Genomic DNA, 25,505 nt, shown 5'->3' with positions numbered 1-25,505 from the left:
AACGCTCATGATTCGAAGCATGACGGCCTACGCCGGCGGCGAACGCGCCACCCCGTGGGGCACGCTGGGGTGCGAGCTGCGCTCGGTCAACCACCGGTTCCTGGAGGTGGGCACCCGCCTGCCCGAGGAACTGCGCGCGCTGGAACCGCAGCTGCGCGAGCGCATCGCCGCGCGCCTGAGCCGTGGCAAGCTGGACCTGATCGTGCGCCTGCGTGCGCCGGAAGCAGCAGGCAGCCTGCAGGTCAACGACGTGCTGCTGGGCCAGCTGGGCCAGCTGGCGCACCGCCTCACCTCCGATTTCCCCAACCTGCAGGTCAGCTTCACCGATCTGCTGCAGCTGCCGGGCGTCACCCAGGGCGAAGCCACCGATGCGGCGGCCCTGCAGGCCGAGGCACTGGCCCTGCTGGAGCAGGTGCTGGACGGCTTCGTCGCCGCGCGCGAGCGTGAAGGCACTACGCTGGCCACCGCCATCGCCGAACGCGTGGATGCCATCGAGCGCATCGCCGCTGAGGTGCGCACGCTGATTCCGGCCATCCGTGAAGGCCAGCGCGCCAAGCTGGCCGCGCGCCTGGCCGACCTGCCGCACCCGGTCGATCCCGGCCGCGCCGAGCAGGAACTGGTGCTGTGGCTGCAGAAGCTGGATGTCGATGAAGAACTGGACCGGCTGGGCAGCCACATCGTGGAAATCCGCCGCGTGCTCAAGCAGCGCGAGCCGGTCGGCCGCCGCCTGGATTTCCTGTTGCAGGAATTCAACCGCGAAGCCAATACGCTCGGCTCCAAGTCCGTGGACAGCCGCACCTCCAACGCGGCCGTTGAACTGAAGGTGCTGATCGACCAGATCCGCGAACAGGTACAGAACATCGAATGAGCACCCAGCCCACCCCGACCGGCACGCCCGCGCGCGGCACGCTGTACATCGTGGCCGCCCCCTCCGGTGCCGGCAAGAGCAGCATCGTCAACGCCACCCTGGCGCGCGACCCGCAGATCGCCCTGTCCATTTCCTTCACCTCGCGCGCCATGCGCCCCGGTGAAGTGAACGGCCAGCACTACCACTTCGTCAGCGCCGAGGAATTCGAGCGGATGATCGCCGCCGGCGATTTCTTCGAGCACGCCTGGGTGCACGGCGACTGGAAGGGCACGGCCCGGCAGTCGGTGGAGCCGCAGCTGGCCGCCGGCCAGGATGTGCTGCTGGAGATCGACTGGCAGGGCGCGCAGCAGGTGCGCCAGCTGGTGCCGGGCACGGTGACGGTGTTCATCCTGCCGCCGTCCAAGCAGGCCCTGGAAGACCGCATGCGCAAGCGGGGCCAGGACACCGAAACGGTGATCGCCCAGCGCCTGGGCGCGGCGCGCGAGGAAATGCTGCACTTCAACGACTTCGACTACGTCATCGTCAACGAAGTGTTCGATACGGCCGTGGACGAACTGTGCGCCATCTTCACCGCCAGCCGCCTGCGCCGGGAGGCCCAGAAGGTCCGCCATGCCGGCCTCATCCGGGCGTTGCTGACCCAGGATCCGGGCTCAACTGATTGATTCCTAAAGGGTCCGGCAGGGGTTGGCTTGATTTTGTCCAGCCCCTGCGCGTATACTCCACCCCCTTTCCCTCATTCGACTGAGCGGCCGACCGGTCGCCGGGAGCCCGTATGGCCCGCATCACCGTAGAAGATTGCCTGGAAGTCGTTAACAACCGTTTCGAGCTGGTCATGATGGCCTCCAAGCGTGCCCGCCAGCTCGCCAACGGCGTGCAGGCCACCCTGGACAACAGCGAAACCGACGACAAGCCGACCGTGCTGGCACTGCGCGAAATCGCCGCCCGCAAGATCGACAACGCCCTGATCGACGAAGTCGAGAAGGCCGAGCGTGAGCGTGCCGAGCGCGAAGCGCTGGAGTGGGCTGCCGCCGAAGTGGTCGCCGACGAAGACATGTCCAAGAACGACGATTGATCGTATCGATCGACGTCATTGATGGACCGCCGAACAGCCCGCCCCGTGCGGGCTGTTTCGCATTCAGTATTTGCCGTAAACCGCACTCTGGCATAGGCTGCGGGCATGAACCCAGGCCCCACTGCCAAGGTAGCCGCGCACCCCGCCGCGGCCGTACCTGATTACGTCCTTCAGCTCGAGCGCGCAGCGCACTACCTGCCGCCGGAGCAGCTGCCGCTGCTGCGCCGCGCCTGGGAAGTGGGCGCCGCCGCGCACGCCGGCCAGACCCGCAAGTCGGGCGAGCCCTACATCACCCATCCGGTCGCCGTCGCGCAGGTGCTGGCCGAGCTGGGGCTGGACGTGGAGGCGCTGATCGCCGCCATCCTGCACGACACCATCGAAGACACCCCGCTGACCCGTGAAGCCCTGGCTGCCGAGTTCGGCGAAGCCGTGGCCGAACTGGTCGACGGTGTCACCAAGCTGGACAAGCTGAAGTTCCGCGACCGCCAGGAAGCGGCGGCCGAAAGCTTCCGCAAGATGCTGCTGGCCATGTCGCGCGACCTGCGCGTGATCATGATCAAGCTGGCCGACCGCCTGCACAACATGCGCACGCTGGGCGCGCAGAGCCGCGAAGCCCGCGGCCGCATCGCCCGCGAGACGCTGGAGATCTACGCACCCATCGCCCAGCGGCTGGGCATGAGCCTGGTCAAGAGCGAACTGCAGAACCTCGGCTTCAAGGCGCTGTACCCGTGGCGCCACGCCATCCTGGAAAAACACATCCGCAGCCAGCCGGTGGTGCGCCGCGAAGCGCTGGCGCAGGTGGAGGTGCAGCTGTCGCAGCGCCTGGCCAAGGAAGGGCTGGAACACCGCCTGGTCAGCCGCATCAAGACCCCGTGGAGCATCTACAACAAGATGCGCGACGAGAACAAGACCTTCGACCAGGTGATGGATGTCTTCGGCTTCCGCCTGGTCGTGCGCAGCGTGCCCAGCTGTTACCACGCGCTGGGTGCGGTGCATGCCGCGTTCAAGCCGCTCGATGGCCGCTTCCGCGATTTCATCGCCATTCCCAAGGCCAACGGCTACCAGTCGCTGCACACGGTGTTGTTCGGGCCCTACGGCTCGCCGATCGAAGTGCAGATCCGCACCGAGGAAATGGACCTGATCGCCGAGCGCGGTGTGGCCGCGCACTGGACCTACAAGCTCGGCGGCGATGCCCCCAACAGCGCGCAGAGCCGTGCCCACGCCTGGATCGTCGAGCTGATCGATTCGCAGCGTGCCGCCGGCTCGTCGCTGGAATTCCTGGACAACGTGAAGGTCGACCTGTTCCCGGACGAGGTCTACCTGTTCACCCCCAAGGGCAAGATCCTGGCGCTGCCGCGTAATGCCACGGCGCTGGATTTCGCCTACGCGGTGCATACCGACGTGGGCAACACGGCGGTGGCCTCGCGCGTGGACAAGAAACTGGTGCCGCTGCGCACCAAGCTGGTCAGCGGCCAGTCGGTGGAAATCATCACCGCGCGCTCGGCCACGCCCAAGCCGCAGTGGCTGGAATTCGTGGTGACCAGCAAGGCACGCACCGCCATCCGCCACCAGCTCAAGCAGCTTGAACACGAAGATGCCGTGCAGCTGGGCCACCGCATGCTCGACCGTGCGCTGGAAGCGATGGATTCCTCGCTGGAGCGCCTGCCCAAGGGCCGCCTGGATGCCTTCCTGGCCGAGCACCGTTACCCGCGCCTGGAGGCCCTGCTGGCCGAGGTGGCACTGGGCAACTGGATGCCGACCCAGGCCGCACAGGCGCTGATGGCCTACGCTGAGCTGCGTGGTGGCCCGCATTCGCGCCACTTCTCGCAGGAAAAGATCCTCATCAACGGCAGCGAGCGCGGGGTGATCAGTTTCGCCGGCTGCTGCCAGCCGATTCCCGGCGACGAGATCATGGGCTACCACACCGCCGGCAAGGGCATCGTGGTGCACCGCATGGACTGCCCGAACCTGGCCGAACTGCGCAAGTCGCCCGAGCGCTGGGTGCCGATCGGCTGGGACACCACCGTATCCGGCGACTACGACACCTCGCTGGTGGTGGAAGTGGAGAACGGTACCGGCGTGCTGGCGCAGCTGGCCGCGGCGATCGCCCAGAGCCACTCCAACATCGAACGCGTGGATTACCTGGACCGCGACTTCAACGCCGCCGTGCTGGCGTTCAGCGTGCAGGTACGCGACCGCAACCACCTGGCCGAAGTGATGCGCCGCCTGCGCCGCCTGTCGGTCGTGCAGTCGGTGCGCCGCCAGTAGATCCACGCCCTGCGTGGATGATTGCGCGGAATGAATCAAAGGCACGGGGTCAGGTCCGTTTCCCGCCGGGGAACGGACCCGACCCCGAGCCGATGCCGCCCCCACCCGGTACAATCGGCGCTCTGTTTTCCCCAACGCACCGGAGCGATCCATGTCCCGCCAGATCATCAACACTGAAAAGGCCCCGGCCGCCATCGGCCCGTACTCGCAGGCCGTGCGCGCCGGCAACACCGTGTACTTCTCCGGCCAGATTCCGCTGGACCCGGCCACCGGCGATATCGTTGGTGCCGGTGACATCGAAGCGCAGGCCCGCCGCGCCTTCGACAACCTCAAGGCCGTGGCCGAAGCCGCCGGCGGCTCGCTGGACAAGGTGGTCCGCCTGGGCCTGTACCTGACCGATCTGGGCGAGTTCGCCAAGGTCAACGCCGTCATGCAGGACTACTTCCAGGCCCCGTTCCCGGCCCGTTCCACCATCGAAGTGTCCGGCCTGCCCAAGGGCGCGAACTTCGAGGTCGATGCGGTGATGGTCATCGACTGACCCACCCGTGGCGCGCAAGGCGGTAGCGACCCCGGCGCTGGCCCCGGCCGGCGAAGCGACGCTGGCGATGCTCGCCGGCGTCGGCCCGGCCGTGGCCGCCAAGCTGCAGGCACGTGGCCTGGCCACGTTGCAGGACCTGTGGCTGCACCTGCCGCTGCGCTATGAAGACCGCACCACCCTGACCCGCATCCAGGACCTGCGCAACGGCGTGCCGGCGCAGGTGGAAGCGCGGGTGGTGGCGGTCGAGCGCGGCATGCGCTACCGGCCCATGCTGAAGGTGGCGGTGGAGGATGAAGGGCAGGGCACGCTGGTGCTGCGCTTCTTCCACTTCCGCCAGCAGCAGGTGGGCCAGTTCGCCGTCGGCACCCGGCTGCGCTGCTTCGGCACGCCCAAGCCGGGCCAGCTGGGCCTGGAGATCGTCCACCCCAGCTACCAGATTCTCGGCCGTACCGATGACCCGGCACTGGGCGACAGCCTGGACCCGGTGTACCCGGCAGTGGAGGGCATCGGCCCGGCCACGATGCGCCGGTTCATCGGCCAGGCGCTGGACCGGCTGCCGGAAGAATCCACGCTGGAACTGCTGCCCGCCGGGTGGCTGGATGGGCTGGCCCTGCCGTCGCTGCGCAGCGCACTGCTGACCGTGCACCGCCCACCACCGGATGCCGACCTGGCCGCGCTGGCCGCCGGCACCCATCCGGCACAGCGCCGGCTGGCGCTGGAAGAACTGCTGGCCCACCACCTGAGCCTGCGCCGCCAGCGCATCGCCCTGCAGGCCCACCATGCGCCGCCGTTGGCGGGGCGGGGCACGCTGGCCAAGGCCCTGCTCAAGCAGCTGCCGTTCGCGCTGACCGGCGCGCAGGCGCGGGTGTTCAAGCAGATCCGCGACGATCTTGCCCGGCCCAGCCCGATGCTGCGGCTGGTGCAGGGCGATGTCGGCTCGGGCAAGACCGTGGTCGCCGCGCTGGCGGCCATGCTGGCGGTGGAGCAGGGCAAGCAGGTCGCGCTGGCGGCACCGACCGAACTGCTGGCCGAACAGCACCTCAACAACCTGCGCGGCTGGCTGGAACCGCTGGGCGTGCGCGTGACCTGGCTGGCCGGCAAGGTCACCGGCAAGGCGCGTGCGAAGGTACTGGAACAGGTTGCCAGCGGCGAAGCGCAGGTGGTGGTCGGCACCCATGCGCTGATGCAGGACGCGGTGGTGTTCCAGGACCTGGCGCTGGCCATCGTCGATGAGCAGCACCGCTTCGGCGTGCACCAGCGGCTGGCCCTGCGTGACAAGGGCGCGGGCGGACGCAGCGTGCCGCACCAGCTGGTGATGACGGCCACGCCCATCCCGCGCACGCTGGCGATGTCCGAATACGCCGATCTGGATGTCTCGGCCATCGACGAACTGCCGCCGGGGCGCACGCCCGTGCAGACCGTGGCGCTGAACAACGACCGGCGCCCGGAGCTGATCGAACGCATCGCCCTGGCCTGCCAGGAAGGGCGGCAGGTGTATTGGGTGTGCACCCTCATCGAGGAAAGTGAAGAACTGGACGCCACCCCGGCGCAGGCCACCTTCGAATCACTGCAGGCGCTGCTGCCGGGCGTGCGCGTGGGGCTGGTGCATGGCCGCCTGAAGGCAGCCGAAAAACTGGCCACGATGGTGGCGTTCAAGGCCGGGCAGATCGACCTGCTGGTGGCCACCACCGTCATCGAAGTAGGCGTGGACGTACCCAACGCCTCGCTGATGGTGATCGAGAACGCCGAGCGCCTCGGCCTGGCGCAGCTGCACCAGCTGCGCGGGCGCGTGGGGCGCGGCTCGGCGGTATCGCGCTGCGTGCTGCTGTACCAGGCGCCGCTTTCGCAGATGGCGCGCGAGCGCCTGCAGACCATGCGCGAAACCAACGACGGCTTCGTCATTGCCGAAAAGGACCTGGAGCTGCGCGGCCCGGGTGAACTGCTGGGCACCCGCCAGACCGGCCTGGCCGGGTTCCGCATTGCCGATCTGGCCCGTGATGCCGGCCTGCTGCCCGGCGTGCATGACCTGGCCGAGCGCCTGCTGGCCGAACAGCCGGCCCTGGCCGATCGCGTGGTCACCCGCTGGATCGGCACCGCCGTGCGCTACGCCTCGGCCTGAGCGCGCGGGGTAGCGCCGGGCCGCGCACGGTGGTTGCCTGCGCGCCGTTCCTGCATTCATCCACGCACGGCGTGGATCTACAGGGGGAGTGCCAGGCCATGCCTGGCAGGCGTCTATGCGGACGGCAACTGGCTGCCCACGTATTCGGACAGGCCGCGGCAGGCCAGCAGCAGCCCTTCGCGTACGCTGTCGCCCACGTGGTGCTCCTCCCCACCATCCACGCGCACGCGTTCGGTGGCATGCAGCAGTTCCAGCAGCACGGTCAGTCCGGCCGTGGCCCGGTCGATGCGTTCCAGTGCCATGCATTGCCCCGGTGTCCGCCGCTCTCTCGCCCACGGCTGACCATCGGCCCCTTCGCCCCGGCGGATGCGTTGCAGGCAGCCCAACAACGTGAGGTCGTCACCGGCAGGATCGGCACCGGTGGCCGACAGGGTGGTTTCCAGCGTGCGCGCCAGCGCATCGGGGATGCTGGCGGCATCTTCGCCCAACGTGGCGAACAGCAGCGGATAGCGCGAAGCAGTCATCTCGGCACTCCTTGTGCACGGAACAAGGGGCCACCAACGCGACGGCGAGGGTGGCGGGCGGTGAGTGGTTGCAATACCGGTGACTGTCGCTGAAACGCCGGCGGGCACGAGGCCCCCACGCACCGCCCGCCGTAAGGGGCGTGGACGGATTGCCTGCCGGACGCCACGCAGGAATACGCGCGCAACGCCGGCAGGCAAGCGTAAACAACACAACAGTCAAACGGGATTGCAAGCCCGTGCCATCCGTTGTCGATGGCTCGTCATGATGTTCACGGTATGCCCCGAGGCTTCAATGAGAATTGTTGGAAACATCGAAAAACGTGCGTCGCCATCGCCATCGCACAGGCCATGCCGATTACGTCAGAACGCGAGATTCGCGTGCCGTTCCGGCATTCATCCACGCATGGCGTGGATCTACATGGGGAGTGCCAGGCCATGCCTGGCAGGTGTCTATGCGGACGGCAACTGGCTGCCCACGTATTCGGACAGGCCGCGGCAGGCCAGCAGCAGCCCTTCGCGTACGCTGTCGCCCACGTGGTGCTCCTCCCCACCATCCACGCGCACGCGCTCGGTGGCATGCAGCAGTTCCAGCAGCACGGTCAGTCCAGCCGTGGCCCGGTCGATGCGTTCCAGTGCCATGCATTGCCCCGGTGTCCGCCGCTCTCTCGCCCAACGTGGCGAACAGCAGTGGATAGCGCGAAGCAGTCATCTCGGCACTCCTTGTGCACGGAACAAGGGGCCACCAACGCGACGGCGAGGGTGGCGGGCGGTGAGTGGCTCCAATACCGGTGACTGGCTACAGCCCGGTGGGCACAAGGCCCTCCACGCACCGCCCGCCATAAGGCATACGGACGGATTGCCTGCCGACGCCACGCAACAAACGCGCAACGCCGGCAGGCAAGCGTAAACAACAGCCAGTCGAACGGGATTGGAGTCCCGTGCCATCCGTTGTCGATGGCTCGTCATGATGTCCACGGTATGCCTCGAGGCTTCAATGAGAATTGTTGGAAACATCGAAAAACGTGCGTCGCCATCGCCATCGCACAGGCCATACCGATTACGTCAGAACGCGACATCCGCGCGTCGTTCCAGGTTTCATCCACGCATGGCGTGGATCCACCGTGTCGACCAAGGTCGACACCTGCCAGAGCAGGACGCCGTTCCGACAGATCACGGGAAACTGTCGAAGGTGGGATGGGTCCGGTGGCAGGGGTGTCCGCGGCATGGACGCCGCGGCCAAGCCCCCAGGGACGGGTTCACGGCGTCCCCTGCCACCGGACCCATCCCGCCCTCCCACGGACTGCCGGCCTTTGCCGTTGCTTCGGCTCCAGCTTCTGCGGGTGCCGCCCGGCCACCCCCCAGCCCCCGGTCTTGCAACGGTCATCATCCCGGTCCACACTTCGTTGCCGATCTGAAGACGGCACCCATGAGCAAGAAGATCCCGCTGTTGATCGACACCGACCCCGGTGTGGATGACGCCCTGGCCCTGTTGATGGCCTTTGCCGATGAACGGCACGACGTGGTCGCCCTGACCATCGCCGCCGGCAACGTGGGCCTGCAGTACACCGTCCGCAACGCCCTCAAGCTCTGCGACATCGTCGGCCGCACCGACGTGCCGGTGTTTGCCGGCAGCCCCGACCCGCTCATCCACCCGTCCGTGGACGCCGCCCACGTGCACGGCCGCGACGGCTATGGCGACGTGGACCTGCCGCCGCCCAGCCGCCAGGCCGAGGCCGAACATGCCGCGCTGGCCATCCTGCGCCTGTCGCACGAACATGCCGGCGAACTGATGCTGGTCATGCTCGGCCCGCTGACCAACCTGGCCCTGGCCCTGAAGCTGGACCCGACCCTGCCCCAGCGCATCAAGCACATCGTGGTGATGGGCGGGGCGGTCACCTGCCACGGCAACATCACCCCGGCGGCCGAATTCAACATCGCCTTCGACCCGGAAGCGGCGCACGTGGTGTTCACCGCGTTCAAGCACCTGCGGGTGTCGGACTGGGAAGCCACCGTCGCCCATGGCCTGCCCCTGCAGGCTGCCGAAACCTGGCTGCAGGCCGATTCGGACCGCGCCCGCTTCTACGAGCTGATCTCGCGCAAGACCCGCGGCCTGTCCGAGGACAGCAAGGGCGGCCGCTGGTACACCGCCGATGCAGTGGCCATGGCCTGGGCATTGAACCCGGAAGGGCAGCTGCAGGTGGAATCGCGGCCGGTGAACATCGAACTGAACGGCACGTTCAGCCGCGGTGCCACCATCGTCGACTGGAACCGCCAGACCGGCCAGCCCGACAACTGTGACCTGCTGATGGCCTACGACCAGCAGCGTTTCGAGGCCCTGGTCCGGGGCGCCCTGGGCGCTGCCTGAGGCCGTTCACCCTTTCCCCGGCGCGGACTTATCCCCCGGGTTGCCCCCAGCCGCAACCCGGGACTATAATGCCGCTCTTGACCACCAGCCCATTTACGGTGTGAGCCCATGAAGGCCGATATCCATCCGAACTACCGCGACGTCGTCTTCCATGACGTCACCTCCGATTTCAAGATCCTGACCCGCTCGACCATGGCGACGAAGGAAACCATCAAGTGGGAAGACGGCAACGACTACCCGCTGGTGAAGGTTGAAATTTCCTCGGCTTCGCACCCGTTCTACACGGGCAAGCACAAGGTCATCGACACCTCCGGCCGTATCGACAAGTTCCAGAAGCGCTACGCGCGCTGATCTGCCGGACCTGGTTCGAAACGACGGCCGCGCTCAGCGCGGCCGTTTGTTTTTCCCCAACGGCGGCCAAACGGCTGTTGGGATGGACGGAACACTGCGTCCGTGTGACACCTTCTTTGCCGATCCGGGCCGCATCGCGGCGGGCTTCCGGCCGCCTGTCGTCTACGACTTCCGTCTAGCGCCGGGCAAATGCTGCTGTGCGATAATGGCGTGATCCACGGCACAGGTCGTGGACGTCATTCACGTGCCTGACCAATGCGCTTGGGCAGGCGCCTTCCATGAAGGAGCGCACACAGTGTCCGATCTTGATCAGGTCACGCTCAACGCCGGCGAGAAGTCGGTCGTTCTGCCGGTCATCAAACCTACCCTTGGCAACGACTGCGTCGACATCTCGAAGCTGACCAAGGAAACGGGGTACTTCACCTACGATTCCGGCTTCACCGCCACCGCCAGCTGCAAGTCCGCCATCACCTACATCGATGGCGACAACGGTGTGCTGCTGTACCGCGGCTATCCGATCGAGCAGCTCTCGGAAAAGTCGAGCTACGTCGAAGTCGCTTACCTGCTGATCAACGGTGAGCGTCCCAGCGCCGAGCAGCTGAAGGCCTTCAACGAAGAACTGGCCGCCGAGGCCGATGTCGATGCGTCGGTCAACACCCTGATCGGCAGCTTCGCCACCGACGCCCACCCGATGGCCATCCTGGCGGCCGCCATCGCCCAGCTGTCGGCGCAGTACCACGCGTCGCTGGACCTGGCCGATGCCGAGCAGCGCCGCAAGGCTGCCGTGCGCCTGATCGCCAAGGTGCCGACCCTGTCGGCGCTGATCTACCGCCACGGCAAGGGCCTGCCGGCCAACAAGCCGGACACCTCGCTGGATTACGTCAGCCGCTTCCTGAAGCAGACCTTCGAGTCGGCCGATGGCCAGTACGAGCTGAACCAGGACGTGGTGAAGGCGCTGGACCTGCTGTTCATCCTGCACGCCGACCACGAGCAGAACGCCTCGACCTCGACCGTGCGCCTGGTCGGTTCGACCGGTGCCAACCCGTATGCCTCGGTCGCCGCCGGCGTCACCGCGCTGTGGGGTCCGGCCCACGGCGGTGCCAACGAAGCCGTGCTGAAGATGCTGGAAGAGATCGGTTCGGCCGACAACGTTGAATCGGCCGTGCTCAAGGCCAAGGACAAGACCTCCGGCTTCCGCCTGATGGGCTTCGGCCACCGCGTGTACAAGAACTTCGACCCGCGCGCGAAGGTCATCGGCGAGATGACCAGCAAGGTGCTCAAGCAGCTGGGCGTGCAGGATCCGCTGCTGGACGTGGCCGTGAAGCTGGAACAGGCCGCGCTGCAGGACGAGTACTTCGTCGCCCGCAAGCTGTACCCGAACGTCGATTTCTACAGCGGCATCATCTACAAGGCGCTGCAGATCCCGACCGAGATGTTCACCGTCATGTTCGCCCTGGGCCGTACGTCCGGCTGGGTGTCGCATTGGCTGGAACAGCAGGTCGATCCGGAAATGAAGATCGGCCGTCCGCGCCAGGTCTACACCGGCCACGACGTGCGCGATTACCAGGGCTGATCGGCCCGCAGGTGATCGGATGAAAAACGCCCCGCATCCGCGGGGCGTTTTTTTTTGCCGGCGCGACGGGGGATGGATGGGGGCAGGCGGCCGTCCGGCGCATGTGCTCTGCATGAAATTCATGCCAGGCAGTGATTGGCAATGAGGAAAATTGCATCCTTTCGAAATCAGGGTGTATTGCACAGAACTCGATGCAATGCCGCGTTTTTAAGAGTGTTTGCATGGTGCTGGGATAGGGAGTTTTCCTACCATTTTCCCCGTCGCCGCTGCCACGCCGGCGGTGATGCTTCCGGAGGAAGCCCCACCTCACTGTCCGAGAGAGACACCATGAATACGATCATCACGAAGGCCGCGCTGGCTGCAGCGCTGGCCACGGCATCGCTGTCCGCCCATGCCGCGCAGACCAACATCACCCTGACCGCCGAGATCGACAACACGCTGACGCTGCTGAAGGCCGACGGCAGTGCGATTGCCGATGCCGTCAAGCTGGCCTACAACCCGACCCGTGGCCTCAACCCGTGGGGCGAGCGTGTCCGTATCTTCTCCAATGACATCACCAGCGATGTCCAGGTGCGGCTGCAGGCGCCGGTCGAGCTGATTCCGGGCAGTGCATCCGGCCCCAATGTGCCGATGAGCGTGCAGCTGGGCGGCAGGCTGCTGTCGACCACGCCGGTGGAGTTCACCGCGGCCGAACTGTATGACGGTGGCCTGCCCAATGCCTCGGTGGCCATGGACCTGGGCATCGCGCAGACCACGGCGGCCACGCTGGCGGCCGGCAGCTACGAAGGCATGGCCAGCATCGTGCTGAACGTCAAGCCGTAAGCCGCCGCCGTACGCCCCCTGGGCCGGCCCGCCCCCGGGCCGGCCACCTCTGGTCACTTCCCCATGAATGCGTCCGCACCCGCCGTCACCCGGCTGGCGGCAGCGCTCGCCGTGTCGTTGGCCACGCCGCTGGTCGCCGCGCGCGACGTTCCCGCTGGCTTCGAGGACCTGGTTTATGGCCAGACCGAACACCTGGAAGTGCGCCTGTTCGGGCGCACGGCCGGGGTGGCGCCGGTGCGCGTGACACTGGATACCGTGCAACTGCAGGACCCGGGCGCCGTCCTTGCCGCGCTGGGCCTGTCCGCGCAGGCGCAGGCCGCGTTGCTGCCGGCCGCATCGCGGCCGCTGCCGCGCAACAGCCACCTGGCCTGCCGCTTCGGTGGCGCCGAAACCGGCTGCGGCTATCTCGATCCGCCGCAGGACCCTGCGGCGCTGCGCGCGCTGTATGACGAAGGCGAAGGGGCCGTGCGCCTGTTCGTGGCCCGCCAGTGGCTTCCCGCAGACGCCGCGGTGCCCCGCTTCAACCAGGTATCGAGCAATGCCGAAAATGCCCTGCTGCACCAGCAGGTGGTGAACGTCAGCGGCGGGCGCGACTACCAGAGCGTGGCCGCGCAGGGGATCGGCACGCTGGGCCTGTTCGAGCGTGGCCATCTGGCCGTGGAATGGAACGTCAGCCATCAGCGCTACCGTGGCCGCGGCGGCCACGCCGATGTCCAGTTCAACAATGCCTATTACCGCCACGATCTGGGCACGCAGCACTACCTGCAGGCCGGGCGCATGGACCGCCGCAACCTGTCCAGCCCGCAGGGCGGTACCTTCAATTTCGGCATGCTGCCGCTGGACCGCTTCAACGGCGTGCGCGCCGGTACCACCCAGGCCTACATCAACGCCGACGCGGCGGTACAGGCCACCCCGCTGACCGTGCTGCTGGCGCGCGATGCGCGGGTGGATGCCTTTGATGGCGAACGCCTGCTGCAGACGTTCTATCTGCAGGCGGGCATCAACCCGCTCGATACCCGCCGCTTCCCCTTCGGCGCCTACACCGTCACCCTGCGCATCTACGAAGACGGGGTGCTGGTGCGCAGCGAGGAAGCCCCCTTCGACAAGGGCGGCGACTGGACCAACAGCAGCGTGCAGTGGTTCGTGCAGGGCGGCCGGCGCGATGAACGCCGCCAGGACCGGTTCGATGGCGAATCGGCGGCCCTGGCGGGCCTGCGCGTTCCCCTCGGCCGCGATCTGGCCGTGACCGGCGGCGTGGCCGATATCGGTGGCCGCCGCTATGGCGAACTGCGCGTGGACCTGCGCCACGTGTTTCCTGGCCAGGATGTCCGCGCCAGCGCCAGCGTCATGCGGGGCAGTGATGGCAGCCAGGGCCGGCAGCACCAGCTGTCCTACCGCCGCCGTGCCTCGTGGAATGTGTACCACCAGCGCCTGCGCGGCACCGCCTGCCGCTTCGAGGACGATGCGCGTGACCGGCTGGGCTGCACCGATTCGCTCAGTGCCTCGATGGCGCTGCCGGTGGCCGCCGGCAGCCTGTATGTGGGGTACACGCGCCGCCAGACCTGGCAGACCGGCCGCATGCCGGGGGGCTACCCGGATGATCCCTTGAACGGTGGCATGCCATGGCTGCCACCGTGGGGGCGCGAGCCAGGCCGGCAACCGCAGCGCAGCCGGACCTGGCAGGCCAGCTACAGCCGCACCGAGCGCTGGAACGAATTCAGCGTATCCCTGCGCCTGGGCGGCTGGCACCAGCGCGCCACCGGTGCGGGCCTGGCCAACCGCGACCGTGGCATCTACCTGAACCTGAGTCTTTCGCGCCTGCAGCGCCGCGAGCCGGGGATCTCGCAGCGGCGTTATGCGCTGGATGTGCGCCAGCCCGAACATGCGCGTCCCAGCATCGACTACAGCGTGGCGCAGACGCTGCGGCAGGAGCATGACAGCCATTACCGCGAAGCGTCGGTGGAACTGCGCGGCAGCCAGGACGACCGCTACAGCGCCAGCGCCGGTGCGCAGCTGCAGAACGGCCTGGGCCACACCGGTGCCACCGTGGCGGCGTACCGGCAGCACGGGCGCAGTGAGATGTCCTACAGCGCCACCCACAGTTCAGGCTTTGCCCTGGGGCGGCAAGGCTTCTACTGGGGCGAGGGTGCTGGCAGCGAAGCCGGCCTGGCAGTGCGCGTGGATGATGCCGACGATGCCGACCTGAGCGGGGTCGCCGCGGAACTGCACGTGGGCGGGCTGCGCCGCCAGCGCCTGCAGCTGGGCGAGCGCCGCCTGCTGCCGCTGGCGGCCTACCAGGCCCACCGTGCTGAAGTGCAGGATGTCAGTGCGCTGGACAGCAGTGCGGTGGTACGCGTGGCCGGCACGTATGGTGCCCGCTCGCTGTTCCTGGCACCGGGCCGGCTGGTGCACATGCCGGTGCCGGTCGAGGTGACCTACACCTTCATCGGCAATGCCCGTGATATCGCCGGGCTGCCGCTGGGCGGTGCGCGCATCCTCAACGCGCCGGTACCGGGCACCACGGCCAGCGGCGGCTTCATTGCCGACTTCCCGCGCCGGGAAAAGACGCTCTACCTGCTGCAGGACGACCGCCTGCTGCAGTGCCCGCTGCAGGTGCGCGAACGCCGCAGCGTGCTGCTGCTGGTGGGGGATGTGCAGTGCGAAGCCCTGGCTGTGGCCCAGCTGCCGGCGCATATCCGCCAGCAGGCACGGGTAACGCGGCTGCTGCAGGAACAGGCGTTGATCGCGGCCACGCCGCAGACCGCCGCTACCGGAGGCGTGCGATGAGGTGGACGATGGGATGGGCCCTGGTGCTGGCAGGGGGCCTGGCGATGGTGGCGCCGGGTGCCAGCGCGCAGCGGCCGCCGGAAACCCACCCGGCCAGCGAACAGCGTGACGTCGTGCAGGGATGGGACCGCTCGGCGGTGCCGGGTGACATCGAACTGTGGGCACCCAGGACGATGCTGGCCCACAGCCACGCGGATACCACCCTGGAGTACGGGTACCTGCATCTGGTCTGTGCATCACGGTCCGATGCCCGCCAGGGACGGTGCCCCACCGAAGGCAGCGCTGATTCGGCCGTCGGGCTGCGGGCCGTGCCGGTGCTGTTCACCGAGGCCCGTTCGGGGATGACGGTCGAACTGGCCGTGCAGGGGGGCATCCAGCGCCTGCTGTCCGGGCGCTCGTGCACGCGGGACTACTGGCAGCCGGCCATCCTCGCGCCGTGGTCCAGCCATGCGCTCAACTGTGGTGCGGACCTGCCCGCAGGCACCGGCGGGCAGTTGTCGGTGCCTGGCCGGGAGCTGCAGCGGCTGGTGGCCGGCATCTGGACCGGGACGCTGTCACTCCAGGCCAGGACCCCGTCAGGTGGCGTGCTTGCGGCCTACACCTTCCGTTTCCGGTTCACCGTCACCGACCGCAATGCCGTGGCCATCTACCTGCCCGAATTCGACCACGCCACGCCCAGCGTGGGCCTGGACCTGCGCTACAGCCCGTTCGCGCAGACCATCGAGGGGCGCAAGGTGCTGGACATGTGCCTGTATGACGGCCTGGGTTCGCAGAGCACCTACCTGGGCGTGACCGCACGCGACAACAGCGGCCGGCCACCGGGCGCGACCGGTTTTTCCGTCTGGCACAGCGCTGGCGGCAGCGGTGAGCGGCAGCGCGTGGACTACACCGCCACCCTGGACTACAACGGTACGGCGGTGGCGATGGCCAATGGCGTGGAGCAGCGGCTGTCCGGCATCGATACCGCCCGCCTGCGCCTGGTGATGCTGCCGGGCATGACGCAGCCGGTGTTCTGCGTGCCCACGCCACTGACCCTGGCCACGCCCCGTTTCCCCAGTACCAGCAAGGACGCCGGCTACTACGTCGGCCAACTGCAGCTGGAACTGCGCGTGCCGACGTTCACCCCCTGACCTTCCGGAGTTCCGATGAACCACGTTGCCATGCGCGGCCTGCTGCTGTCCCTGCTGCTGATCGTGCCCAACGCCGATGCCAACCTTACCGTGCACCCGATGCGCACCTCCGTGGATGCGAAGAAGGGCACGCAAATCCGCGTGTACTCCCAATCGCCACAGCCGCAGTACGTGCAGGCATCGGTGCGCCGGATCGCCAATGCGGCCGATGCGGACGAGCAGGAGGTGGAAATCGACCCGGCTGCGGCGGCGATCGCCATCACGCCCGCCAAGTTCGCGCTGGCCGGTGGTGGCAACCGCCTGATCCGGGTTATTCCCCTGCAGCCGGTGGCGCAGGAGACCGCTTACCGCGTCTATTTCGAAGGGGTGCGTGGCCCGGATGAGAATCCGGCCGACGGTGGAGGGGGCACGGCCCGCGCCAATCTCGGCGTGAGCCTGGTATGGGGCGCACTGGTGAACGTGGTGCCTGCCGACGGCCGCGTGGCGGTGCAGCTGCGCGGCAGCACGCTGCACAACCTGGGCACGCTGCGCCTGGGCATCACCAGCGTGGCGGACTGCGAAGGCACGCGCTGCACGGCCCACGAGCTGTCGCGCAGCCTGTATCCGGGCAGTGCGGTGCTGCTGCCGTTCGCCGTGACGCCCGGGCGCACCGTACAGCTGCGCTACCGCCTGACGCGCGAAGGCTATCGCGAACACGTCCTGACCCTGGGGCCCTGAGTTTCCCATCCCGGCCGCGCGATGACGGCGGCCGGGCGCTTTTCGTGCAGATTGTTAAGGAGCACCCATGAACAAGATCTACCGACGACTCTGGTCCCGCGCACGTGGCTGCTGGATCGTGGCCAGTGAATTCGGCCGTGACCGCTGTGGCCCTGTCACCGGGCGCAAGGCCGGGCGGCCGGCGGCTACCGGCCTCATGCTGGCGATCGCACTGGCCCTGCCGGCGGTGGCCTCGGCCGATGCCAGCGATGAGCGCTGGGACGATGAGGAGGTGGCGACCTGGCCGCTGTACCCGCTGCAGGTGCTCCATGCGCTGGCCCTGCCGGCAGCCGCGCCTGTTGCCACGATCTCCAGCCTCCACCACCAGAACGCGCTGACGGTGGATACGACCTACCAGAACTCCACGGTATCCGGTAACAAGAGCATGATCCTGGGCTCCCGTTCCAGCATCAACGGATACCGCAGCAACGTCTACGGCACTGAAAGCCATACGCGCGGGGATGATCATGTTGCCGTCGGCTATGGCATCAACATGAACGGGTCGCAGGGCACGGCCGTGGGCACGCGTGCAGCAACCAATGGTGTCGGCGCGACGGCGCTGGGGCACGATGCCTATGCCAATGGCATGAACACCATTGCCATCGGCAGCGGGTCACGCGCGCAGCACGTGGAGTCCATCGCGATCGGCGCGAACTCGGTGACCAACGGTGCCAACCAGGTTTCCGTGGGCAGCAGTTCCCGCAAGCGCCGGATCGTCAACGTGGCCGACGCAACGCTGAGCACCACCAGCAGCGATGCGGTGACCGGCAAGCAGCTGCATGCCACCAACCAGTCGGTGGCCACGGCCACCAGCACCGCCAACACGGCGCGCAGCATCGCCGACCAGGCACTGCAGAGTGCACGGCTGGTCACCCAGACAAGCACGTCCAGCGCCATCCGTGTGGGCAGTGACAATACCGGCACCACGCTGACCATCAGCAACAGGAGCGGGGCAGCGCGTACGCTCAACGGCGTCCGCAATGGCGCCTTGAACAACAGCAGCACCGAAGCGGTGGCCGGCCAGCAGCTGCATGCCACCAACCAGAACGTTGCCGCTGCACGCAGCATCGCCGATGCGGTCAACAGCCGCCTGAATGCCGCAGCGGTGGCCTTGGGCCAATCGGCCACGGCCGAAGGCAGTGGCACGGTGGCAAGTGCTGCCATCGGCTCGGCCGCCCGTGCCTACAACACCCACAGCGTGGCGCTGGGTGCCGATGCTCGTGCAGCGGTGGATGCCAACGGCAACAAGAGCAGTGCCACGGGCAGTGTTGCGCTGGGCGCCGGTACCCGCAGCGGCAATGGGGGCGTGGCCACCGGCCTGCGCGCGCTGGCCACGGGCGACCGTGCGGTGGCGCTCGGCAACGATGCAGCGGCCGGATTCACCCATGCCACGGCCGTGGGTTACAAGGCCGCGGCCGGGGCCAACCAGGCCACGGCGGTCGGTCGGGAAGCGGCGGCCAGTGGGACCTATGCCAGCGCGCTGGGCAACCTGGCCAAGGCAACCGCAGACAGTGCGGTCGCGGTGGGTGACCGCTCCATTGCCAGCCATGCCGGCAGCATCGCGCTGGGCAGTGGTGCGCAGACCAGCGCGGCCAACCAGGTGTCGGTGGGCAGCAGCACGGTTAAGCGCAGGATCGTCAACCTGGCCGATGGCACGCTCAGCAGTACCAGCACCGATGCGGTGACCGGGCGCCAGCTGCATGCCACCGGCCAGGTGGTGGACGCCCACCGGCAGGTGCTTGATGCACACGGGCAGCAGCTGGCCGGGCTGGACCAGCGCGTGCTGCACAACCGGACGGGCCTGGAGGCGCTGCGTGCGGCCTTCGACGATTTCGAACCGGATCTGGATGGCGTGCTGAGGTTCGCTGCCGACGGCGGCGTGGAGGTGGGCGGCGGCCAGCTGCGCGGGGTGGCAGCGGGCGACATCAGTTCCGCCGCCAGCACGCATGCCGTGACCGGTGGGCAGTTGTTTGCAACCAATGAACGGGTGGGGGCGCTGGAGGGCTTCACCCGGTTCTTCAAGATCGGCGTTGACGAGGAAAGCCTCGATGCCCGCGCCGGCTGGGCCGGGATCGCCATCGGCGAGTCGGCCACGGCCACCCCCGGCAGTGACATGGAAGGCGGGACCGCGGTGGGCAGCTTCTCGCGGGCGATGGCCTTCAACTCGGTAGCCCTGGGGCGCGCTGCGCACGTGATCGAAAGTGCGGCCGAAGGCTTTGCGCTGGGGGCCAGTTCGATCGTCCATGTGCCGGGCGGCATGGCGCTGGGCGGGCGTGCGGAAATCCGGCCGGGCGCCACCAATGGCGTCGCGCTCGGCTACAGCTCGTATACCGACCAGGCAGATACCGTCTCCATCGGCAATGGCAGGCTCAAGCGCAGGATCATCAACGTGGGCAATGGCCGGGCCGCCGATGATGCGGTGACCGTTGCCCAGCTTGGTGGCAGCCTGGCAGGCCTGGGTGGCGGTGCTGCAGTGGATGCGGCAGGGAACATCATCGCGCCACGCTATGCCATCCAGGGCGGGCTCCACACCACGGTCGGCGATGCACTGCGCTCACTGGACGGCGCCGTGGTAGCCGGCAGTGCCCGTGTCGACCGCCTGGAGGACAGCCTGCGCGCGGTCTTCCAGGAAAGCCTGTCCCCGCGTGCGGATGGGGCCAGCCCGCTGCGCCTGGCCGGTGCGCAGGGCCGGGTGGTGTCCAACGTCGCCAATGGTGTCATCGCTGCGGGCAGCCGTGATGCGGTCAATGGTGGCCAGCTGCATGCGGTACAGCAGCAGCTCAACGGGCGCATCGATGGGCTGGAACAGCAGGCACAGGCGGTGCCGGTGGCGCGTACCGCCGTGGCGGCCGTTGCACCACCGGCGGGCAGTGGCACCGTGGCGCCGGTCGAAGGGCAGGGCACGCCCGGCCAGGCCGCGGCAGGCGAGGTGCCTGTACCGGCCGCCCCGCCCGTGGCCCGTGCCGACGCTGCCGATGCACCCCGGCCGCAGGTCGATACCGCCGAACTGGAGCGCCTGCTGGCCCGTGCCAATGACTACACCGATGGCGTATCCCGTGCTGTCGATGCCCGCCTGGACAAGATGGACAAACGTTTCAACCGCATGGCGGCGATGAGCAGCGCGCAGAGTGCGATGGCGATGAATACCGCGGGCCTGGCCACCTACAACCGCCTGGGGGCGGGCGTGGGCTACAGCGATGGCGAGTCGGCCATGGCGGTGGGCTACCAGCGCGTGCTGACGCAGACCGGCTCGGCCACCTTCAGCCTCAACGGTGCGTTCACCAACAGCGGTGAACGCAGCGTGGGGGTGGGCGTGGGCATCGGCTGGTGATGCTGTGGCCACGGCCAGCGCCGTTGCAGCTGGCCGTGGCCTTTCTTTCCAGGGGAATCATGATGGACGACTACAGCGTATTCGGCAGGCCGCATACGCGGCGGGAGAAATTCTGGTATTGGTTCGACCACTTCAACTGGTTCGGTGCCTTCGTGCTGACCACGCTTGCGCTGGCGGCCTATGTGCTGTGGGCGGCGGTGCATGCACCGGTACCCCGCATCCGGCCGGAGGCCGCCGACCTGCAGGTGCGGATGGTTGCCGAGACCATCGTGCAGCGCGCGGTCGCGGTGCGCGCTGCATCGCTGCCGGCAGGACGCCCCTACCAGACCACGGCGCAGATCCGTGCCAGCGCCGAACGTACGGTCAGGGTGCGCCAGGTGCTGGCCGAACCGGCGGTGCTTGCGCTGGAGGCGCGGCTGTACGCCGATATCGCCGACCATATCCGCGCCGCGGGCGATTGCCGGCCCCACAGCTGTGCCGAGGTGAGGGGGCGCATCGCCCTGCTGCGCAATGCGCGGCGGATCTGCATGCAGACCCACGCGGCGTTGCAGGAGGTGCTGGAGCTGCCCGTGGAGGCGGCGGTGTCGCTGGATGGCCAGCGCGGCCGCCTGGCCAGTGGCTGGGCCGACAGTTTCCAGGATGCGCACTTCCATGCGGAGGTGCTGCGCGACCTGCAGCAGGTGCATGCGGGCATCGTACTGAGCTATCCCCGGCGTGATCCTGTCATTGCCGCCACCCAGGTCCTGCTGGGGCGGCGTTCCTGAGCCAGCGCTGCATTTGCCGATGGAGGCCGAAGATGATTCTCGATGTGACCCTGATTGGGAAGACGCATGTGATGCCGGGCGTGACCCCGCGCCAGATCGTCGCCTACCGTGCGGCCCTGTCACGCGCGATGCACGGCGCCCGTGCACGGTTGCTGTCGGAACGGACAGAACCGGACGAAGCGGCCATCGGCGCGCTGCTGTTTCCTGCCGGGCCGCCGGATGTCTTCCTGTCCCATGCGCTGTGCACCAGCGATCCTGCGCTGTCCCTGGCCATCGCACTGGAACGTTTCGGCCTGAAGGTGTTCGTGGATTCGTGCATCTGGGGCAACCTGCACGCGCTGGCACCGGAGGCCGCACTGGCGTGCCCCAGCTCGGACATGGCCGATGCCTTGCGCCGTGAGCGTGCCTGGCGCGGCAGCACGGGCATGTACATGGTGCTGGCGGCGGTGGTGCAGCGCATGATCGATGACTGCGAACTGCTGCTGTTCACCGACAGCACCGAGCAGCTGGGCGATGATCCGGCCCAGCCCCAGGATGCGCTGTCGATGCCATGGGGCTTTTCCGCCCGCCACTTCGGCCGCTACGTGGCCCGGCGTGCACGCGTACGCCATTGGGTGGTGGCCGGGCGCAGCCATGCCGATGTGTGCCATACCCATGTGCCGACCGTGCGCTTCAACAACCCCGGCAACCGCCACCTGCTGGCCTGGACCAAGGTGCGTTCGGTGCTGGCCGAAGCGGACCTGCTGCCGCAGGGAACGCCGCGGCGGGGACAGACCGTGCTGGACGGGCTGTACCGCGAACTGGAACTGAGCCCGTTCGAGCGCCAGCTGCTGGGCTGGACCGGGCGCGATGCCGACGGCACCGGGCGGCCGCGCTAGGCCCGCCGCGCGCACCCGGCCCGCGCGTCAGCCCGCCAGATAACCGTCGATTTCCTGCTCGGCCAGCAGCTGCTGCAGCTGCGTGGCCGAGGCGCGGCGCATCGGCTTCTCATCCACCTGCGACAGCGGTGCCTGGCGCAGGGCGTCATAGGGCAGCACGGCCAGGTCGAAGGTCAGCTCTTCGGCGCTGAACAGCCACACCGGTACGTCCAGCGCCCGCTCCCGGTCCATGCGCAGGCGGCGCGTGCGCGATTCGGCCGGGATGCCGTGTTCTTCCAGGAAGCGCTGCACCGCATCGGCATCGTCGCTGTGCAGGTGCAGCTGCACCGGACTGTTGGCGTCGGCGGTTCCCTCCAGCACCGGGCCGGCCAGGCGGGGGGAGAACGGCGTGAGGAACTGGAGGGCACGCAGGGCCGCTTCCCGGCGGCGCTGCAGTTCGTTGCCGTGGCCGGGCCCGGCAAACAGCCGCTGGTATTCGCGCAGCGCGTCTTCAATTTCCACGTTGCGCGGCAACGACGCATCATCATGGATGCCGAGCCGGCTGGCGGCCTTGAGTTTGGCCTGGTGGAAGTCGCGGATGCCGCCTTCGGCCATCAGGCGGGCGGCTTCGTGGGCGAGGCGATGACGCCGCTCGCGGGTCTGCGTGCTGGCATGCTGGCGGGCGCGATGCATGCGGATGCTCCTTGGGCGACCTGGCCACAGCGTAGCGCACTGATGTGACATCTGCGTGGGTACGTGCGGCACGTCGCTGCATCTGCGCCATGGCACCGATGCAATGCGGGCGTCCGGCGGGATGCCTGCGCGGGGCGGCGGTTGCCGGGGCCCCCGGGGGTAACCACCCGGGCCGCGCGGGGCGTGCCGGGCCGTGCCCGGCGGGTGCATCCGCACCCGCCCGGGCCTGGACGCTGCGGTCAGAAGATATCGAACGCGCCGGCGTCGGTCTGCGGGGTATGCAGGTCCAGGTCGTAATCGGTCAGGCGGTCCATGTCCTCCACCTTCACCCATTCGGTGGCACCGTTGAGCGTGGTCTGCACCATGCCGGCCGGCGGATCGTTCTGGGCGATGGGGCGGTCCTTCAGGGCCACGCGCATGTAGTCGATCCAGATCGGCAGGGCGGCGCGGCCACCGTATTCGCGGTAGCCGAGCGAGCGGAAGTCGTCACGGCCCACCCACACGGTGGTCACGAACGGGCCACCGAACCCGGAGAACCAGGCGTCGCGGTGGTCGTTGGTGGAGCCGGTCTTGCCGCCCACGTCTTCGCGGCCGAGCACCTTGGCCTGCGCACCGGTACCGCGCTGGACCACGTCGCGCATCATCGATACCAGCTGGTAGGCCGTGCGCGCATCGATCGCGCGTGGCGCGGTGCGGGCATCGGGGTTGACCGGCGTGGCCGGTTCGGCCGGTGCCGGTGCCGGCGTGGTGGTGGCGGTCGCGGCAGGCTTGGGGGCCGGCGCGCCGAAGTTGAAGCCATCCACGACCTGGTTGACCGGCTGGCCATCGCTGCTGCCGGCGCAATCGTGGCAGGCCAGTGCCGGGTTTTCCTTGAAGACCACGTTGCCATCGCGGTCGGTCACCTGGTCGATCAGCCAGGTATCCACGCGCGAGCCGCCGTTGGCGAACACGGCATAGCCGCGGGCCACCGACAGCGGCGTCAGCGAGGCGGTACCGAGCGACATCGACAGGTTCGGCGGCAGTTCCGATTCGGCAAAGCCGAATTCGCTGATGTACTTGCGGGCGTAGTCCACGCCCATGCCGTCGAGCAGGCGCACCGAGACCAGGTTGCGCGACTGCACCAGCGCTTCGCGCAGGCGCATCGGGCCGCGGAAGCCGCCGCCGTCGTTCTGCGGCGACCACGTCTTGCCGCGCCGGTCGCGGAACACCACCGGGGCATCAAGCACGATCGAGGCCGGGTTGTAGCCCTTGTCGAAGGCGGCCGCATAGACGAAGGGCTTGAAGCTCGAGCCCGGCTGGCGGCGTGCCTGCGTGGCACGGTTGAACTTGTTGCCGGAGAAGCTGAAGCCACCCACCAGCGCCTTCAGCGCACCGCTGTGCGCATCCAGCGAGACCAGCGCGGACTGGCCACGCGGAATCTGGTCCAGCAGCCACTCGCCTTCCTTTTCGCCCACCCGCACGCGCACGATGTCGCCGCGCTGGACCAGCTTGGCGGGGGTCTTGTTGGTCCACTTGGCGGCCCCGGCCGGCAGGGTCACTTCGCGGCGGTTGGCCAGCACCACGGTGGCACTGCCATCGGCACCGGTGCTGGCCACGATGGCCGGCAGCAGGCCGGCCTGGGAGAACTGGCCACGCAGGTGCTCGGCCAGGGCGGCGGCATCATCACCGGCCCCCAGGGCGATCTGCTTTTCCACGCCGTGCCAGCCATGGCGATGGTCGTAGGTCAGCAGGCCGTCGCGGATGGCCAGGTTGGCTGCACCCTGCAGCGTTGAATCGATGGTGGTGGTGACGTGATAGCCCTTGTTGACCACGTCGCCGCCGAAGCGGGCGATCATTTCCTGGCGCACCATCTCGGCCACGTACGGGGCCTCGACCTGCACCGGCGGTTCGTGGGCACTGGCGTGCATGTCCACGGCCTTGGCCGCATCGGCCTCGGCCTGGCTGATGAAGCGCAGGTCGGCCATGCGCTGCAGCACGTAGTTGTCACGGCGCTGGCGCGCACGCTCGGGGTTGGAAATGGGGTTGCCGGAAGACGGGAACTTGGGAATGCCGGCCAGCGAGGCCATCTCGTCCAGGTCCAGCTCGTTCAGCTTCTTGCCGTAATAGAACTCGGCCGCCGCCGCCACGCCGTAGGCACGGTTGCCGAAGAAGCTCTTGTTCAGGTACAGCTCGAAGATCTCGTCCTTGGTCAGTTCCGACTCGATCTTGCGGGCCAGCAGGATCTCGGCCAGCTTGCGGGTGTAGCTGTATTCGGAACTGAGGAAGAACTGGCGGGCCACCTGCTGGGTGATGGTCGAGCCACCGGGCACGCGGCGGTCGTTGGTGGTGGCCAGCAGCCACACCGCGCGGGCGATGCCCTTGTAGTCCACGCCCCCGTGTTCATAGAAGCGGGCGTCCTCGGTGGCCAGGAAGGCCTGCTTCAGCTTCTCCGGCACGTCCTTCATGGTGATGGGGGTACGGCGGGTCTCGCCGAACACGGCCATCAGCTGGCCATCGCTGGCATAGACGTACATCGGTTCCTGCAGTTCCACATCCCGGAGGGTCTGGACGTCGGGAAGCTTGGAATTGACGGCGTAATAGAGGCCGCCCAGAGCGGCCGCGCCGACCAGCGCCAGGACCAGGAATACAACGAAGATCCAGCGCAGCCAACGGCGGAGGCGAGTCATCGGTGACAGATTCCGATTGCG

Annotated in this window: 19 protein-coding genes and 1 pseudogene; 16 read left to right on the top strand and 4 right to left on the bottom strand. The window is 68.1% G+C overall.

The window, feature by feature from the left end:
- The first annotated feature begins 7 nt into the window (after positions 1-7).
- The 6 genes from Q9R17_RS04465 to recG all read left to right on the top strand — a co-directional run bounded on the left by Q9R17_RS04465 (position 8) and on the right by recG (position 6,865).
- Complete coding sequence (locus Q9R17_RS04465; protein WP_308157240.1) at positions 8-868, top strand: YicC/YloC family endoribonuclease; 861 nt, start codon at positions 8-10, stop codon at positions 866-868.
- Positions 865-1,530: a guanylate kinase gene (gmk, locus tag Q9R17_RS04460; RefSeq protein ID WP_308157239.1), complete on the top strand. Its 666-nt coding sequence runs from the start codon at positions 865-867 to the stop codon at positions 1,528-1,530. Before Q9R17_RS04465 ends, gmk begins: the two co-directional genes overlap by 4 nt.
- Positions 1,531-1,640: 110 nt before the next feature.
- Positions 1,641-1,940: a DNA-directed RNA polymerase subunit omega gene (gene rpoZ / locus Q9R17_RS04455; protein ID WP_017357259.1), complete on the top strand. Its 300-nt coding sequence runs from the start codon at positions 1,641-1,643 to the stop codon at positions 1,938-1,940.
- Positions 1,941-2,045: 105 nt separating this feature from the next.
- Positions 2,046-4,208: a bifunctional (p)ppGpp synthetase/guanosine-3',5'-bis(diphosphate) 3'-pyrophosphohydrolase gene (locus tag Q9R17_RS04450; RefSeq protein WP_308157238.1), complete on the top strand. Its 2,163-nt coding sequence runs from the start codon at positions 2,046-2,048 to the stop codon at positions 4,206-4,208.
- 151 nt (positions 4,209-4,359) lie between these two features.
- The gene (locus Q9R17_RS04445) at positions 4,360-4,746 is read left to right on the top strand and encodes a RidA family protein (RefSeq protein WP_108750974.1); all 387 of its coding nucleotides are present in this window, start codon (positions 4,360-4,362) and stop codon (positions 4,744-4,746) included.
- A gap of 7 nt (positions 4,747-4,753) precedes the next feature.
- Complete coding sequence (gene recG / locus Q9R17_RS04440) at positions 4,754-6,865, top strand: ATP-dependent DNA helicase RecG (protein WP_308157237.1); 2,112 nt, start codon at positions 4,754-4,756, stop codon at positions 6,863-6,865.
- A gap of 113 nt (positions 6,866-6,978) precedes the next feature.
- Here recG and Q9R17_RS04435 read toward each other — a convergent pair whose 3' ends face one another.
- Both Q9R17_RS04435 and Q9R17_RS04430 read right to left on the bottom strand, forming a co-directional pair.
- Positions 6,979-7,389, bottom strand: a complete 411-nt coding sequence (locus tag Q9R17_RS04435; RefSeq protein WP_308157236.1) for a hypothetical protein — start codon at positions 7,387-7,389, stop codon at positions 6,979-6,981.
- 450 nt (positions 7,390-7,839) lie between these two features.
- Positions 7,840-8,046 (bottom strand): annotated as a pseudogene (locus tag Q9R17_RS04430) (hypothetical protein); the annotation flags it as partial.
- 769 nt (positions 8,047-8,815) lie between these two features.
- Between Q9R17_RS04430 and Q9R17_RS04425 the strand changes: the two are divergent.
- The 10 genes from Q9R17_RS04425 to Q9R17_RS04380 all read left to right on the top strand — a co-directional run bounded on the left by Q9R17_RS04425 (position 8,816) and on the right by Q9R17_RS04380 (position 22,146).
- Complete coding sequence (locus Q9R17_RS04425) at positions 8,816-9,754, top strand: nucleoside hydrolase (RefSeq protein WP_308157235.1); 939 nt, start codon at positions 8,816-8,818, stop codon at positions 9,752-9,754.
- Positions 9,755-9,862: 108 nt separating this feature from the next.
- Positions 9,863-10,105, top strand: a complete 243-nt coding sequence (locus tag Q9R17_RS04420) for a type B 50S ribosomal protein L31 (RefSeq protein ID WP_010484049.1) — start codon at positions 9,863-9,865, stop codon at positions 10,103-10,105.
- 295 nt (positions 10,106-10,400) lie between these two features.
- On the top strand, positions 10,401-11,678 hold the full coding sequence (locus Q9R17_RS04415) for a citrate synthase (protein WP_308157234.1): 1,278 nt from the start codon (positions 10,401-10,403) through the stop codon (positions 11,676-11,678).
- Positions 11,679-12,005: 327 nt separating this feature from the next.
- On the top strand, positions 12,006-12,500 hold the full coding sequence (locus Q9R17_RS04410) for a CS1 type fimbrial major subunit (protein WP_308157233.1): 495 nt from the start codon (positions 12,006-12,008) through the stop codon (positions 12,498-12,500).
- Between the two features lie 63 nt (positions 12,501-12,563).
- Positions 12,564-15,287 carry a TcfC E-set like domain-containing protein gene (locus tag Q9R17_RS04405; RefSeq protein WP_308157232.1) on the top strand — a complete coding sequence of 908 codons (2,724 nt, stop codon included), beginning with the start codon at positions 12,564-12,566 and terminating at the stop codon, positions 15,285-15,287.
- Positions 15,284-16,417: a CfaE/CblD family pilus tip adhesin gene (locus Q9R17_RS04400; RefSeq protein WP_308157231.1), complete on the top strand. Its 1,134-nt coding sequence runs from the start codon at positions 15,284-15,286 to the stop codon at positions 16,415-16,417. Before Q9R17_RS04405 ends, Q9R17_RS04400 begins: the two co-directional genes overlap by 4 nt.
- Positions 16,418-16,447: 30 nt before the next feature.
- Positions 16,448-17,134, top strand: a complete 687-nt coding sequence (locus Q9R17_RS04395) for a pilus assembly protein (protein WP_308158275.1) — start codon at positions 16,448-16,450, stop codon at positions 17,132-17,134.
- Between the two features lie 67 nt (positions 17,135-17,201).
- Positions 17,202-20,504 (top strand): ESPR-type extended signal peptide-containing protein, encoded by a 3,303-nt coding sequence (locus tag Q9R17_RS04390; RefSeq protein WP_308157230.1) that lies wholly within the window; start codon positions 17,202-17,204, stop codon positions 20,502-20,504.
- A gap of 62 nt (positions 20,505-20,566) precedes the next feature.
- Positions 20,567-21,268, top strand: coding sequence for a hypothetical protein (locus tag Q9R17_RS04385; RefSeq protein ID WP_308157229.1), 702 nt, complete (start codon positions 20,567-20,569; stop codon positions 21,266-21,268).
- Between the two features lie 44 nt (positions 21,269-21,312).
- On the top strand, positions 21,313-22,146 hold the full coding sequence (locus Q9R17_RS04380; protein WP_308157228.1) for a hypothetical protein: 834 nt from the start codon (positions 21,313-21,315) through the stop codon (positions 22,144-22,146).
- Positions 22,147-22,173: 27 nt separating this feature from the next.
- Here the strand turns inward: Q9R17_RS04380 and Q9R17_RS04375 are convergent, their stop codons facing one another.
- Together Q9R17_RS04375 and Q9R17_RS04370 are read right to left on the bottom strand one after the other, a co-directional pair.
- Positions 22,174-22,818 carry a hypothetical protein gene (locus Q9R17_RS04375; protein ID WP_308157227.1) on the bottom strand — a complete coding sequence of 215 codons (645 nt, stop codon included), beginning with the start codon at positions 22,816-22,818 and terminating at the stop codon, positions 22,174-22,176.
- 239 nt (positions 22,819-23,057) lie between these two features.
- Positions 23,058-25,484, bottom strand: a complete 2,427-nt coding sequence (locus Q9R17_RS04370) for a penicillin-binding protein 1A (RefSeq protein WP_308157226.1) — start codon at positions 25,482-25,484, stop codon at positions 23,058-23,060.
- Positions 25,485-25,505 lie beyond the last annotated feature (21 nt).

Origin of the sequence: Stenotrophomonas sp. 24(2023) (assembly GCF_030913365.1) — a bacterium.
Lineage (GTDB): Bacteria > Pseudomonadota > Gammaproteobacteria > Xanthomonadales > Xanthomonadaceae > Stenotrophomonas.
The sequence above is the reverse complement of the archived record's forward strand: the minus strand, read 5'-3'. Positions and strand labels throughout refer to the sequence as shown.

Excerpts from the sequence above, each read along its gene's own strand:
- Q9R17_RS04445 (WP_108750974.1), top strand. The coding sequence starts at position 4,360 with ATGTCCCGCCAGATCATCAACACTGAAAAGGCCCCGGCCGCCATCGGC.
- Q9R17_RS04370 (WP_308157226.1), bottom strand. The coding sequence starts at position 25,484 with ATGACTCGCCTCCGCCGTTGGCTGCGCTGGATCTTCGTTGTATTCCTG.
- Q9R17_RS04410 (WP_308157233.1), top strand. The coding sequence starts at position 12,006 with ATGAATACGATCATCACGAAGGCCGCGCTGGCTGCAGCGCTGGCCACG.
- Q9R17_RS04435 (WP_308157236.1), bottom strand. The coding sequence starts at position 7,389 with ATGACTGCTTCGCGCTATCCGCTGCTGTTCGCCACGTTGGGCGAAGAT.
- rpoZ (WP_017357259.1), top strand. The coding sequence starts at position 1,641 with ATGGCCCGCATCACCGTAGAAGATTGCCTGGAAGTCGTTAACAACCGT.
- Q9R17_RS04420 (WP_010484049.1), top strand. The coding sequence starts at position 9,863 with ATGAAGGCCGATATCCATCCGAACTACCGCGACGTCGTCTTCCATGAC.
- Q9R17_RS04450 (WP_308157238.1), top strand. The coding sequence starts at position 2,046 with ATGAACCCAGGCCCCACTGCCAAGGTAGCCGCGCACCCCGCCGCGGCC.
- Q9R17_RS04425 (WP_308157235.1), top strand. The coding sequence starts at position 8,816 with ATGAGCAAGAAGATCCCGCTGTTGATCGACACCGACCCCGGTGTGGAT.
- gmk (WP_308157239.1), top strand. The coding sequence starts at position 865 with ATGAGCACCCAGCCCACCCCGACCGGCACGCCCGCGCGCGGCACGCTG.
- Q9R17_RS04385 (WP_308157229.1), top strand. The coding sequence starts at position 20,567 with ATGGACGACTACAGCGTATTCGGCAGGCCGCATACGCGGCGGGAGAAA.
- Q9R17_RS04395 (WP_308158275.1), top strand. The coding sequence starts at position 16,448 with ATGCGCGGCCTGCTGCTGTCCCTGCTGCTGATCGTGCCCAACGCCGAT.
- Q9R17_RS04405 (WP_308157232.1), top strand. The coding sequence starts at position 12,564 with ATGAATGCGTCCGCACCCGCCGTCACCCGGCTGGCGGCAGCGCTCGCC.
- Q9R17_RS04375 (WP_308157227.1), bottom strand. The coding sequence starts at position 22,818 with ATGCATCGCGCCCGCCAGCATGCCAGCACGCAGACCCGCGAGCGGCGT.
- Q9R17_RS04390 (WP_308157230.1), top strand. The coding sequence starts at position 17,202 with ATGAACAAGATCTACCGACGACTCTGGTCCCGCGCACGTGGCTGCTGG.
- Q9R17_RS04400 (WP_308157231.1), top strand. The coding sequence starts at position 15,284 with ATGAGGTGGACGATGGGATGGGCCCTGGTGCTGGCAGGGGGCCTGGCG.
- Q9R17_RS04465 (WP_308157240.1), top strand. The coding sequence starts at position 8 with ATGATTCGAAGCATGACGGCCTACGCCGGCGGCGAACGCGCCACCCCG.